We start from the raw sequence: 13,889 nt of genomic DNA, 5'->3' as shown, positions 1-13,889 counted from the left end.
AGTAATAATTTAAGTTTGGTTTTTTTGGTGACACAAAACTGCAGAGGATTGCGGTTATTAACCAGGTGCGATGTTTTTCATAAGGCATAGGGCATTTAGGTTATATAAAAAATGGTTTGTTTATTTGGAGTGTGTTTTGCGCAATTTTACTTCTATGGTTTTACAGCAGTGTTTACAGCCTATGATGGACTGGTCTCGTTTTTTCAAACGCACAGTGTCTATTAGTATCGATAGTTTTATATTATTTGCATCCTGGGTGCTGGCCTATTATTTGCGTTACGACAGTCTTGAACTAATAAAAGACGAGTCTTTTGTTTTAAGTTTTATGGCTGTGATGTTGGCTACTATTGTTGTGTTTAGCCTGTTAGGTCTATACAGAGCTGTAGTTCGATTTATTGGCCTAAGATCTATGGTGGCAATAGCCGCAGGGACTATGGTTTCCGGTGTTCTGCTTCATTTCGCAATTGATGCCAACGCCTTTTTATATAGTTTGTCGGGCAACTTAAATTATGTATTTTTTGCCTTTGCAGGAATTGCGGGCTCACGAATATTACTTCGGGAGCTTGTCACTGTCAGTGGTCGCAACGCTCATCATAAAGTGCTGATTTACGGAGCTGGTGCCAGTGGGCGGCAGTTATTACTTGCGCTTGCCAGCAGTGTTGAATTTCGCGCTGTTGCTTTTGTCGATGACGATCCATCATTTCACGGTGTAATGATACGTGATGTAAAAGTTCATGCACCTGACAGCATTGAAGCTGTGATAAAAAAATACGGTATAAGCCGTATTTTACTTGCTGTGCCTTCTGCCAGCCGTGGTACCAGAGCCAAGCTGATTGAACGCTTAGAACCTTTGGGTTTGCCCGTGCTGACTATTCCGGGCATGACGGATTTAGTTGACGGCAAAATGAAAATTGATGAGCTGCAGGATGTCAAAATTGAAGACTTATTGGGCCGAGACCCTGTTGCTCCAGTGCCGTCGTTATTAACAGCTAATATAACTGGCAAAGTGGTAATGGTGACTGGTGCCGGTGGTTCTATAGGTTCTGAGCTATGCCGGCAAATTATTTTGCAGTCGCCACAAAAGCTGGTGTTGTTTGAGTCATCAGAATTTGCTTTGTACGAAATTGATAAAGAATTAACCACCACCTTAGCGAATCAGCAGTTGGATGTGCAATTGCTGCCTGTTTTAGGCACTGTATTGGATCAGCAGCGCCTGCAGCAAATTATGCAAAGTTATCATGTGCAAACCGTCTACCACGCAGCGGCTTACAAACATGTGCCTTTGGTCGAGTTTAATGTGATTGAAGGACTACGAAACAACCTGTTTGGCACCTGGCACACTGCTGAAGCAGCTATTGCCTCAAATGTTGAAACCTTTGTTTTGATTTCTACCGATAAAGCTGTACGACCAACCAATGTGATGGGCACAACCAAAAGGTTAGCCGAACTGGCATTACAGGCTCTGGCGACAAGGCAACAGAGCACCAGATTTTGTATGGTACGTTTTGGTAACGTTTTGGGATCGTCGGGCTCTGTTGTGCCTTTATTTCGTAAACAAATTAAAAAGGGCGGGCCTATTACCCTGACCCACGAAGATATTACCCGGTATTTTATGACCATTCCAGAAGCGGCGCAGCTGGTAATTCAGGCCGGAGCTATGGGGGAGGGCGGGGATGTTTTTGTGCTGGATATGGGAGCCCCGGTAAAAATTTATGATCTGGCAAAAAAGATGGTGCATTTAACCGGGTTGGAAATTAAAAATAAACAGAATCCGCATGGTGATATTGAAATCAAAATTACGGGGTTACGACCAGGTGAAAAGTTATATGAAGAGTTGCTGATAGGGGACGATGAAAAGCCAACCCGTCACCCACGCATAAAAGCTGCTAATGAAGTCTGTTTAAGCTGGAATGAGATGCAGGCCCTGTTAAGTGAGCTGAGCGACGCTTCAATTAATTATGATTTGGAGAGGATCAGAGCTTTGATGTTAAGTGCACCAACAGGTTTTAATCCAACTGACGGTATTTGTGATTTATGGTGGCAAGCGAATAAAAGTATGTAGTGAGTGAAGTGCAGGCAAGCAGCCTCCGCATGAGTAACGCTTAGTTACTAATTTGTGGTTGTGCCAATTTAGAGAAATATGTAATCTTGCTGTAAATATGGAACTCAAAGGACATTTTTATTCATAGAAAGTTCATTTTTAACAGCGTAAAACTGGTAGATAGTCAGAGGCTGATCTAAGCTGATGGTCTAAAAATTAGTCATACTGCTGACAAAATAGAGAATTTTATGAATGAAGAGGGAGTGAAAACGTGACTTGGATGATGTCGCTGCCCCGTTCAGTAAAACGGGGGATTTCTGTTTTATCAGATACTGCGTTTTTGCTAACTGCCTTATTTTTAGCTAGTTGGCTAAGCGGTATTTTGCAACCTGCTGCATTTTTACTATCACACAGCATAGGCCTGTCGACCTGGCTTGTCTTTAGTATTACTGTTTTTTACTCTCTTGGCTTATACCGGGCAATTTTGCGTTATATGGCGCCTCAAGCCGTGGCTACAGTGATCAATGGCGTTTTTGCAAGCAGTATTGGTCTTGTGGTTTTCTGTTGGTTTTTGCCCCTGACCGACATTACTCGATTAGTGCTGTGCTTCGCTGTCATAGCTGTATTGCTGATCGGTGGGAGTCGTTGGGGCTTTCGCAGTGCCATACAAATGCAAGGCCATAAAACAAAAAGCAGGGTTTTGATTTATGGTGCAGGTTGTTCTGGCCGTCAATTGTTATACGCATTACAAAGTGGTGATGAATACAAGCCTGTCGTTTTTGTTGATGATAATACCGAGCTACAAAAAACAACGGTGTGTGGCTTAACAGTTTTACCTTCGGAATTACTGGAAAAAGCGATTCAGCGTTACCGTATCGACCGGGTGCTTTTAGCCATGCCATCGGCTGGGCGTGGCCGTAAACGAGAATTGCTGGAATTGTTATCAAAATTGCCAGTGCCAATACAAAGTATTCCTGGTATGGCCGATTTAGTAGCCGGTCATATGAAAATTGATGATTTGCAGGATATTCGTATTGAAGATTTGTTAGGTCGTGAAGTGATTGAACCTGATCAGCAATTGCTACAAGCAAATATAAAAAACAAAGTAGTGATGGTAACAGGAGCTGGGGGCTCTATAGGTTCCGAGTTATGCCGTCAGATTATTCGTTGCAAGCCCGATATGTTGGTGTTATTTGACGTATCGGAGTTTGCTTTGTATTCGATTGAGCGAGAGTTAAATGCTGTAAAAAGACGTTTTGGCTATCACTGTGCTATTAAGCCTGTTTTAGGTTCAGTGCAGCAGCAGAAGCTGCTTGAGCAAGTGATGACTAACTTTCAGGTGCACACTGTTTACCATGCTGCGGCTTACAAGCATGTACCTTTAGTTGAGTACAATATGGTGGAAGGGGTGCGTAATAACGTATTTGGTACCTGGGCTTGTGCTGAAGCTGCCATCACAGCAAAAGTTGAAAACTTTGTATTAATTTCTACCGACAAAGCTGTTCGCCCAACTAATGTGATGGGGGCAAGTAAAAGAATGGCTGAACTTGTTTTACAAGGATTAGCCAGCAGGCAGACGAGCACCCGTATGTGTATGGTACGTTTTGGTAACGTATTAGGGTCGTCAGGCTCTGTAGTACCTTTATTTGCACAACAAATTAAAGCAGGCGGCCCTGTAACTTTAACTCATAAAGAAATTACCCGGTTCTTTATGACTATTCCTGAAGCTTCACAACTGGTTATTCAGGCTGGAGCTATGGCCAAAGGTGGAGAAGTTTTTGTATTGGACATGGGTGAGCCTGTGCGCATTTACGACCTGGCGAAACGTATGATCCATTTGGCTGGCCTAAAGTTAAAAGACAAAACTAACCCCAATGGCGATATTGAAATTCAGATCACAGGGCTAAGGCCTGGTGAGAAACTCTATGAAGAGTTATTGATAGGCAACAATGAAACTAAAACAGAGCATGCCAGAATAAGAGCGGCAAAAGAACAATTTCTGTCATGGTCCGCCACTATGCTGTTACTAAACAGTTTGGACGTTGCTTGTCAGTCTTTTGATCAGCAGTTGCTCAGACAGATTTTATTGGATGCACCTACTGGCTTTGCACCCAGTAGTGAGATTTGTGATTTATTATTTGTCAGTGGCAGTGTAAGTGAAGCAGTTAAAAAAGAACTGGTTCATTAAAAAATACCACTGATAACAAGGTTTTCCTGCTTTATCCAAAGTTGGAAATTTGTAAAACAGAGGCAAAAAAGTGCTTGTCGGTTGCTCGAAAAACCTCTATTCTATCGGTACTTTTTTTAAAGGGATGATGTGATGAAAAAATTAAGTGTATTAATGGCCGCTATGTTAGTGGTTTCTGGCGCAGCAATGGCTCAGGGTGAAGAAACTGGTGCTGCTGGTGCAGGTTCAGGTGCTTCTGCTGCTGGTGCAGGCTTAGGTGCTATCGGTGGTATCGCCACTGGTACTATCGTTGCTGGTGCCATCGCTGCTGGTGTGTTAGCTGCTGTTGTTTCTAACAACCGTAGCGAGTCTCCGGTAAACTGCCCTACAGGCCAAACTTTAGTGAATGGTGTTTGTACTAATAACCCACGTTGTGAAGGCAATGACCCATTAGTGGGTGGTGTTTGTACTGGTACTACTTCTACAGTTACCGTAACGGGTACGGGCACAGCTACTATCACGGTACCTGTAACTTTCACTTACGCTCCTACTCGCTAAGAATGTAAAACTTTTTAAAAGCCGCCATCTGGCGGCTTTTTGTTATCTATAACTTTTGCTTGAAACGGATCTTATGCACAAATTAATACGGCTTTTTGTATTTTTTGCTTTGGTAAGCCTTGTGGGCTGTTCCAGTACTTTTCGCACCTACACCCAAACGCTGGAATTGGCTTTTAATCAAGGCGATGGGGCAAGTTTAACTAAAGCTGAACTAGCAGCCAGAGAAAGCGATGTTTTATACGCCAAAGTAGGCACCTTACCTAATGCTGTTCTTGTTTTAGCTTATCTGGAACATGGTCAATATAAATGGGTATCTGCAGATGACGCCATGTTAGTGCTGGAAAAAGGCCGTGTCATAAAGACGACCGGATTTGAAAATGACCTGCTGTATCTGTCTGATACTGCGCTTGATCCGCTAAAACAAAAAATGGCAAAAATACAAGAGGGCCAAGCCTGGCAAACTAGTACAGATTGGTCAGGAAATACTGAATCTGGTCATTTGGTGAGTTATAAAATTCTTTATACCGAAGTGACTTCCCTTGATTTACTCGAATACCGCTTTCAAACCAAATTAGTCACAGAGCAGGTTACTTTTGCCAATGGCGATACTGCAATTAATCAGTTTTGGTTTGATTTAAATAGTGGCTGGTTATTAAAAAGCCAACAAACCATAGCACCTTTTTGGCCTGAAATGGAATTGGTTCATATCAGTACTGCTGGTCGTTTGTTGGGTGTAATTAAAAAAGGGAGTTTAAGATGAATCGCTTAAGCTGTTTTCTTTTCGCCTTAGCTATTGTGTTTGCTAATACTGTAAGCTCTGCAACTCCAGTTGTTTTGGTGGAACATCAGGGCAACTATCAGGGTTTTTTTGACCGGCCCAGATTAGGGCTTGTTGTGAGTCAATTAAACACCTCGCCATCCTTATACTGGCCTGCAGCAAAGCTTTTTAAAGTGGATGTAGAAACCAAATTAAAGCTTGAGCAACAGCGTAAAGAGCTGTTGAACCAATTGGCTCTGCTTAAACATGAGTTTCAGCAAGATTCAGATTCAGGCATGGCAGCAAGTGTTGAAAAGTTAGAAAAAGATATTTCCAGCTGGGAGTTGGCAGGAAATATGAATTTGGCTTTGGATCCTGACCGCGTAAGGGCAAAAAAATCACTTAATCCTCTGCTGTCAGCCGGGCAATACAAACTGGTGGTGGGGGCAAGACCAACAGAGCTACAAATCGAAGGCTTAGTTGATGAACAAATGACGCCATTACGCAATGCTGTGTCTGTCGATAGCTATCTCGATACCATTTCTATACTGGATGGTGGCAGCAGCTCTTTTGTTTATATTATTCCTGCTTCTGGCAAGATTTCTATCGCCAAAACAGGTTTATGGAATAAACATCATCAGGAAGTATTGCCGGGTACAGTGTTATTTATTCCTTTTGAACAACGCCACTTGCCGGATGTATTTAGTCATATCAACGAACAAATTGTAGAACTCTTGTTACACAAGGTTGTTGCCCAATGAAGAAGTCCTGTTTAGCTGCTTTACTTTCTATGCTGCTATGCTCCGAAGTTTTTGCTGACGAGCGTTTTTCTCCCGTACAAAATAATTATTCGCAAAGTAATCATGGTGGTATTGGTTTAATTCAGATGCCTACAGCTCGTATGAACGATGCCGGAGCTTTTAGCCTGAATTACCAGGATAGTGAGGAGTACAGGTTTTGGTCTGCATCCCTGATGTTATTCCCCTGGATGGAAACTACAGTTCGTTATTCTGATGTCCGGACCCAACTTTATAGCGATGACCCTGGATTTAGTGGAGATCAAACGCTTAAAGATAAGGGCATAGACGTCAAATTTAAGTTATGGCGCGAAAGCGAATTTTTACCAGATTTATCTTTAGGTTTTCGTGATTTTGGCGGCACAGGTTTATTTGAAAGTGAATTTATTGCAGTCAGTAAAAGAATCGGTCCTTTTGATTTTCATTTAGGCATAGGTTGGGGATATCTGGGTCGTAAAGGAAATATTACCAATCCATTTTGTGAGTTCAAAGATAGCTTTTGTGAAAGACCTGGTGGTTTTAGCGGTTCTGGCGGAAAAATAGATTATCAACGGTTTTTTAAAGGCCCTGCGGCATTATATGGCGGTATTGAATACCAGACTCCATGGCAGCCTCTGCGGCTGAAACTGGAATACGATGGTAATAATTATCTGCAAGATAAAGCTGGGGTTTTGGTTCAGGATTCAGATTTTAATATAGGAGCTGTTTATGCTCTGAACGACTCATTTGATCTGAACTTAAACTACCAACGTGGTAATACCTTTGGTTTTGGTGTGAATTACAAGGTTGATTTTAATAACCTGAAACAGGTCAAACTAGATCCACCAGCAAAAGATATTCCTGATACACGTGTGGCTTCGATAGAAGTATTAGATAAAGCGCAACTGCGACAGGATTTGTACTTAAATGCTGGTTTTGTTGTAAACAATTATGTAATAAAAGACAGTGAGATTATTTTAAAAGGTTCACAAATTGCTTATCGTGATGAAGATGTTGCAATGAACCGCATTGGCAGGGTTCTTGCCACACATTTGCCTGAAACTATTAAAACCTACAGGGTAGTGATTCAGGCTATGGATTTACCCATGGTCGAAACCGTAATAAATGCAGAAGAGTTTGTAAAAGCAGCCCGTTATGAGTCACCAGAAGCCGATGTGAAAACAACTTACCACAGAACCGAACCTGTATTAGGTGATGAGCAATGGGCAGTAGAACGTAATGAAAGTGGTTTCGGTTATAGTGCAGATATATTTTGGATCCAAACCTTTGGTAATCCGGAAAAGTTTTATATGTACCAGGGCGGCTTGTTATTGGGCGGTGGTTATCAGTTTAATACGAACTTTAGCTTGCAAACGACAGTGAAAGTCAACTTACTGACCAACTTTGATGATTTTAACTTCAAAGTAGATGGCCAAAATACCGGAGTACCTCGTGTACGTACTTATGTACGTGAGTATGTCAGCCGTAGTGATGTAACCATGGAGAATTTATATGGCCTGTGGAAAGATGAAATTGCCGATAACTGGTATGGACAGGCTTATGCTGGTTATTTGGAAACTATGTATGGCGGAGTAGGTGGTGAGCTGTTGTATAAACCCATTGATTCATCTTTAGCCATTGGTTTTGATATGAATTATGTGCAGCAAAGGGACTATGACAGTGACGTGGCGTTTTTTGACTACAAAACCCTGACGGGCCATTTAAGCTTTTATTGGACTCCGGAGTGGTTAGAGGACACTATGATCACTGCCAGTTTTGGTCAGTATCTGGCAAAAGATAAAGGTGTGACTGTAGATTTTGCCAAACGTTTTGATAGCGGCATAGTAGCAGGTGCTTATGCGGCTATTACTGACATGTCGTCTGAAGAATATGGCGAAGGTAGTTTTACCAAAGGCTTTTATGTGTCTATTCCCTTTGATTTATTCTCGCTTAAATCAGCGACTGGCCGTGGTCGTATTCCATGGATCCCTATCTCCAGAGATGGCGGACAGATGTTAAATAAACCAGTTAGCTTGAATGCTTTAACAGAGTCCCGTAACCCATTTGTTCGTTAGGTTTGCGGCTGAGATTAAGCTTGTGCGTCTTTGTCTAAACGCACAAGCTTAATCATTATTTAGTACTAGCCATATTATGTGCATATTAGGCTAGTATTTATGTAACTGCCTTTTTAATAGTTTTCGTTCCCTGCATATTTAACATGTGCACTGCTTATAGAGTTTGCAGTGGAAGTATTACTTGGTGGCACTAAATATGAAACGTATATTTGCCTAATAATTGAACTATAGCAAGGCAATCACATTCATACTATTTAGAACACTTTTGACATTAAGCTAAATCTAAAAATAGCTGATATTGCTGTAGTTTATTTCGGACAAATAAGGTTTATGGATTATAGAAAAGAAATTGATGGGTTGAGGGCTGTAGCAGTATTATCTGTTATGTTTTTCCATACTGGGTTTAGTTTTTTCAGTGGTGGATTTATTGGGGTTGATATTTTTTTTGTTATCAGCGGCTATTTGATTACGACAATCATTTTGAAAGAAATGGAAGCAGGCAATTTCTCTCTCATTCAATTTTATGAACGTAGAGCCCGCAGAATTTTGCCTGCCCTTTTTCTTGTTTTATTTATCTCTCTTCCTTTCGCATGGCTTTGGTTGATACCGCAAGATCTTAAGCCTTTTTCTCAAAGTTTAGTTGCAGTGTCAACATTCTCCTCCAATATTTTCTTCTGGATCTCAAGTGACTACTTTGATACGGCTGCAGAACTAAAACCTCTTTTACATACATGGAGCCTGGCTGTTGAGGAGCAATTTTATTTCGCCTTTCCTATATTAATGATGTTCACATGGTGCTTAGGAAAACGCTGGGTTGTTGGATTGCTTAGTGGCATATTTCTTTTTAGCTTGCTCTTAGCTGATTTCTGGTCAACAAACAACCCAACTTCTGCATTTTATCTGCTTCCAGCACGATGTTGGGAATTGCTTGCAGGGTCTTTTATAGCTTTTTACTCTACAAGTTCTTTACGTCGAGATGTCAGGTTATGTATAAGTGAAATTGGAGCATTTGTAGGCCTGTCACTTATTATTTTTTCTATCATTATATTTGACAATGAAACTCCCTTTCCTGGTTTATATACTTTAGTCCCAGTTGTCGGCACTGTGCTGGTTATACTTTTTGCTGAGCCCGCCACTGTAGTAGGTAAGCTTTTGGGACATAGATCTCTAGTGAAAATTGGATTGATAAGCTACAGTGCATACCTTTGGCACCAACCAGTCTTTGCTTTTGCGAAGCAGCGTATTGTCAATGGTCCAGATATTTATGTATTGAATGCTCTTATTGTCTTATCACTTGTATTGGCTTATTTTAGTTGGAAATATGTAGAAACCCCTTTTAGAGATAAGAATCTTATCAGTCAGAAAAAAATAATTGTTTTTTCTTCTGTTTTTAGTCTTTTCTTTGTAGTTACAGGCCTGATAGGAAATTATAGCGGTGGCCTGCCGGACAGAATGAAAGAAAAAGACAATTTAACGGGTATAGAACTACCAAAAATTAACAATGGCTGGTGTTTTTACAGTATCGACACCATTAGTTACCTGAATACCGGGGATGAAGGAACCGCTTGTTGGATTGGGGACAAGTCATCAGACATTCGAGGTGTATTGTTCGGTGACTCTTTTGCCGCTCAGTATGAACCTTTATGGCATTTAGCAGCCGTTGATGCGAAAGTTTCGGTTAATTCAATAACAACTAACTGGTGTTATCCCAGTGTAAATGATGAGTATACAGGTCCACTGGCTAGTCGGGCTTTCAGCCAATGTCTGTACAATCGGACGTATCTGGCTGAAAATGCATCCTCCTATGATTTCGCGATATTAAGTGGTGATTGGGGAGATGTTTTAAAACAGGGGAAGCTGGAAGGAACTCTGAGGTTAATTCAAAGTCTCGCTCCCACATTAAAATTGATTGTTTTAATGGCTAGTCCGAAACAATTCGACTTCGATATTATGGCGAGTTTTAAGAAGAGTATTTTTCTGGATACAAATTTTGACGTTTCACGTGCGCCTCATGTCAAGGACTACCTGACATTGAATGCTCATAAACTTTTGAAGGAAGCATCAGATAAATATAGTAACGTGTTGTTCGTTGATAGATATTCGATGTTTGTTGTCGATGGCAGGCTCTCAGATGTAACAGCAGAGAATATTCCATTTAGTCTGGATGGTGCTCACATTAGCATCTATGGTTCCAAGCAAGCTGCAGAAACATTTTTGAAATCCAGCCAGTTTTCAGAGATCAAAGAGCGATTACGCTAATCGATTTTTAGTTGCACACTGACTGCCAGGATCTAACAGGTTTGTCGATTGCCTGGGGTCAAACAAATGGTAGAATGAAGCTTTAATTAATCAGGCAGTTTTCTGGCGATGGAATATAGACGAGAGATAGACGGGTTAAGAGCTGTTGCTGTATTACCTGTCATATTGTTTCATGCGGGATTTAATATTTTCAGCGGTGGTTTCGTCGGTGTTGATGTTTTTTTTGTAATTAGTGGTTATCTAATTACAACAATCATTATCGCCGAGTTAGACCGGGGAAATTTTTCATTAATAAACTTTTATGAACGACGAGCAAGAAGGCTTCTTCCTGCTTTATTCTTTGTCATTTTTGCATGTCTGCCTTTTGCCTGGTTTTATTTATTGCCACAGGAAATGCGAGGCTTCTCTCAGTCGCTGATAGCAGTGGTCTTGTTTGCTTCAAATATCTTTTTTTGGCAGACAAGTGGGTATTTTGAAGTCACCTCAGAACTTAATGTCTTATTACACACCTGGAGTTTGGCAGTAGAAGAACAATATTATGTTCTGTTTCCTTTGTTTCTTATGGCGACATGGCGGTTTGGTAAACGGTGGGTTTTTGTATTGCTACTCATTTTGTTGCTGATTAGTCTATTCGTTGCTGATTGGGCTTCAACAGCCATGCCTGTTGCTGCATTCTATTTATTACCTACAAGAGGCTGGGAGCTGTTAGCCGGCTCCTTATCTGCTTTTTATATGTCCAGAAGATCACTTCACGCTCCTTGGGTCGGAGGACACTACTTTAACTCGCTCGCCAGCTCATTAGGTATTCTCCTTATTGCATATGCAGTCTTATTTTTTGACAAACAAACTCCCTTTCCTGGTTTCTATACATTGATCCCTGTTGTTGGTTCAGTTCTTGTCATTTTGTTCGCGACAGAGAAAAACTTGATAGGAAAGTTATTAGGCCACAAAGTGTTTGTGGGGGTTGGGCTGGTTAGTTACAGCGCTTATTTGTGGCATCAACCACTATTTGCTTTTGCACGTATTCAAAGCCCGGGTAAGTCCGGCGCTGAGGTATTTGTTGTCCTTACTGCACTGACGTTGTTTTTAGCTTATTTTAGCTGGCGTTATGTGGAACAGCCGTTCCGTAACAGAACTATGATTAATCGGAGACAGGTATTAATTTTTTCCGTCACTGGCAGTATGTTTTTCATGGTCTTAGGATTTATTGGTTATAAATCGGACGGGTTTAAATCACGTCTGCCACCTAATATTACCTGGCAGAGTCTTGGTGCAAAATTACTTGCCACTGGAGATGTCTGTGCCTTGCAACCTGTTAAAGAAGTTGAGGGTGCGCTTTCATGTGAGTTTGGTGATGTTACATCTTCTAAATCAGTTTTTCTTTACGGCGATTCCCATTCTCAGGCTATAAGTGGAGAGCTAAATTCCATCCTTTTATCATCAAAAATTAAAGGCGTGAAGATAGCGCTTGAAGGGTGCGAAGTTATTCCTGATAACTACAATACAACTGATTTCGAAAATATTAACCGTGATTGTACGGGGGCTTTCGACAGGCTTCTTGCTTATATGCGCAAATCTAGTTCAGATATTGTTATATCAAGCCGATGGACATTTAAACTTTACCCAATAGCGGGTGAGGTTGATCATATGGCTTCGACAAATAGTGAAGGAGGGCTTGAGAAAGACGCGTCTTACCGGCAATATGCCGTTCTTAAAGACGGCAGGCTTAGATTCGAAGCCGATGACAAAAAAGAAGCTATTAGACGTTTTCTTAATAATATGCTGTCAATCGGGGGAGATGTTTATCTTGTGTATCCCGTCCCTGAGATCTCTTGGGATATTGCACGAACTAATATGGAGTATTACTCGGAAAATAATACTGTATTGGATGAGATTTCGATACCATATGAAGATTTTAAAAAACGGAACAAATTTATTAATAAAATTTTCGAAGATTTTGAGACAAATGAACGATTTATTCCAGTAAAGCCAGAATCTTTATTTTGTGATACATATGTTGCTGGGCGTTGTGTCGCGCAGTATGAGAAGAAACCTTTTTATATTGATGATGATCATCTTTCAGACGCAGGGGCTCGCTTGGTCATTCAGCACATATACAATCATATGCTTATCAATCGCAAAATCCACAAGGTCAGTGAGTGATAGTGCCATTATCGCTAATGAGTAAATGTTGAAGATAATATGTCTTAAGGCAATGGAGTGAAAATGAGCTATGTAGTGTTAACAGGTGGTGCCGGTTATATTGGCAGCCATACGGCCTTGGCTTTGCTTCGGGCTGGCGAGCAGGTGATTAGTTTTGATAACTACAGCAACTCCAGCTCTGAATCGTTAAAGCGGGTAGAGCAATTAACAGGCAAATCCATCATTCAGATTGAAGGAGATGTGCTGGACGCTGATGCTTTGGCTGCAGTATTTGCACAATACCCTGTCAAAGCTGTAGTGCATTTTGCTGGTTTAAAAGCTGTTGGGGAATCTACCCAAAAACCTTTGTGGTACTACGAAACTAACGTGGGTGGGTCTATAAAACTTTGTCAGGTGATGGCAGAGTTTGGCGTAAAAAATCTGGTATTCAGTTCTTCCGCTACAGTCTATGGAGATGCACAAAACAGCCCCTTACCTGAAACTACACCCACAGTGGCGATGAACCCTTATGGCCAGTCTAAACTAATGACGGAGTGGGTGCTGCAGGATTTATATCATTCAGACAACAGCTGGAACATCGCCGTATTGCGTTATTTTAACCCTGTAGGTGCAGATGAGAGTGGCCGTATAGGTGAAGACCCAAATGGTATTCCAAATAACCTGATGCCTTTTATTACCCAGGTTGCTGTGGGGAAAAGAGCTGAGTTGCAAATTTTTGGTAACGACTATCCTACTGTAGATGGTACAGGTGTGCGGGATTATATCCATGTGACAGACTTAGCTTTGGGCCATGTGGCGGCCTTACAACATCTGTTTAAAGGCCAGGGTTTTGATACCTTTAATTTAGGTAGTGGTGAAGGTTTATCTGTACTGGATATAGTGACTCGTTTTGCCGCAGTGAATCAAATAGAAGTGCCGTATAAGTTCGCAGCAAGGCGACCAGGCGACGTGGCTCGTTATTTTGCCGACCCATCTAAAGCCAAAGCAGTGTTGAACTGGCAAACCGAAAAGACACTAGACGATATAGTGCGTGACAGCTGGAACTGGCAAAAAAACAACCCAAACGGCTACAACTGAAAATGTGATCCCACTT

9 protein-coding genes are annotated in these 13,889 nt (G+C 41.3%); all 9 read left to right on the top strand.

Annotated features, from left to right (window positions below):
• Positions 1-136 precede the first annotated feature (136 nt).
• A complete protein-coding gene (locus RHEIN_RS07955) occupies positions 137-2,062 on the top strand; it encodes a polysaccharide biosynthesis protein (RefSeq protein WP_008898463.1) in 1,926 nt (641 codons plus the stop codon).
• A 259-nt stretch (positions 2,063-2,321) separates the two neighbouring features.
• Positions 2,322-4,229, top strand: coding sequence for a polysaccharide biosynthesis protein (locus RHEIN_RS07950; RefSeq protein WP_040554765.1), 1,908 nt, complete (start codon positions 2,322-2,324; stop codon positions 4,227-4,229).
• Positions 4,230-4,361: 132 nt separating this feature from the next.
• Entirely contained in the window at positions 4,362-4,766 is a 405-nt protein-coding gene (locus RHEIN_RS07945; RefSeq protein WP_008898461.1) for a hypothetical protein, read from the top strand.
• 73 nt (positions 4,767-4,839) lie between these two features.
• A complete protein-coding gene (locus tag RHEIN_RS07940; RefSeq protein WP_008898460.1) occupies positions 4,840-5,526 on the top strand; it encodes a YjbF family lipoprotein in 687 nt (228 codons plus the stop codon).
• Positions 5,523-6,284, top strand: a complete 762-nt coding sequence (locus RHEIN_RS07935) for a capsule biosynthesis GfcC D2 domain-containing protein (protein WP_008898459.1) — start codon at positions 5,523-5,525, stop codon at positions 6,282-6,284. Before RHEIN_RS07940 ends, RHEIN_RS07935 begins: the two co-directional genes overlap by 4 nt.
• Positions 6,281-8,374: a YjbH domain-containing protein gene (locus tag RHEIN_RS07930; RefSeq protein ID WP_008898458.1), complete on the top strand. Its 2,094-nt coding sequence runs from the start codon at positions 6,281-6,283 to the stop codon at positions 8,372-8,374. The genes RHEIN_RS07935 and RHEIN_RS07930 overlap by 4 nt, the downstream gene beginning before the upstream one ends.
• A 330-nt stretch (positions 8,375-8,704) precedes the next feature.
• Positions 8,705-10,633 carry an acyltransferase family protein gene (locus tag RHEIN_RS07925; protein ID WP_008898457.1) on the top strand — a complete coding sequence of 643 codons (1,929 nt, stop codon included), beginning with the start codon at positions 8,705-8,707 and terminating at the stop codon, positions 10,631-10,633.
• Positions 10,634-10,741: 108 nt separating this feature from the next.
• Positions 10,742-12,796 carry an acyltransferase family protein gene (locus RHEIN_RS20670; RefSeq protein ID WP_008898456.1) on the top strand — a complete coding sequence of 685 codons (2,055 nt, stop codon included), beginning with the start codon at positions 10,742-10,744 and terminating at the stop codon, positions 12,794-12,796.
• A gap of 63 nt (positions 12,797-12,859) precedes the next feature.
• Positions 12,860-13,873, top strand: coding sequence for a UDP-glucose 4-epimerase GalE (gene galE, locus RHEIN_RS07915; protein ID WP_008898455.1), 1,014 nt, complete (start codon positions 12,860-12,862; stop codon positions 13,871-13,873).
• The last annotated feature ends 16 nt before the right edge of the window (positions 13,874-13,889 follow it).

Origin of the sequence: Rheinheimera sp. A13L, assembly GCF_000217935.1 — a bacterium.
Lineage (GTDB): Bacteria > Pseudomonadota > Gammaproteobacteria > Enterobacterales > Alteromonadaceae > Pararheinheimera.
The sequence above is the reverse complement of the archived record's forward strand: the minus strand, read 5'-3'. Positions and strand labels throughout refer to the sequence as shown.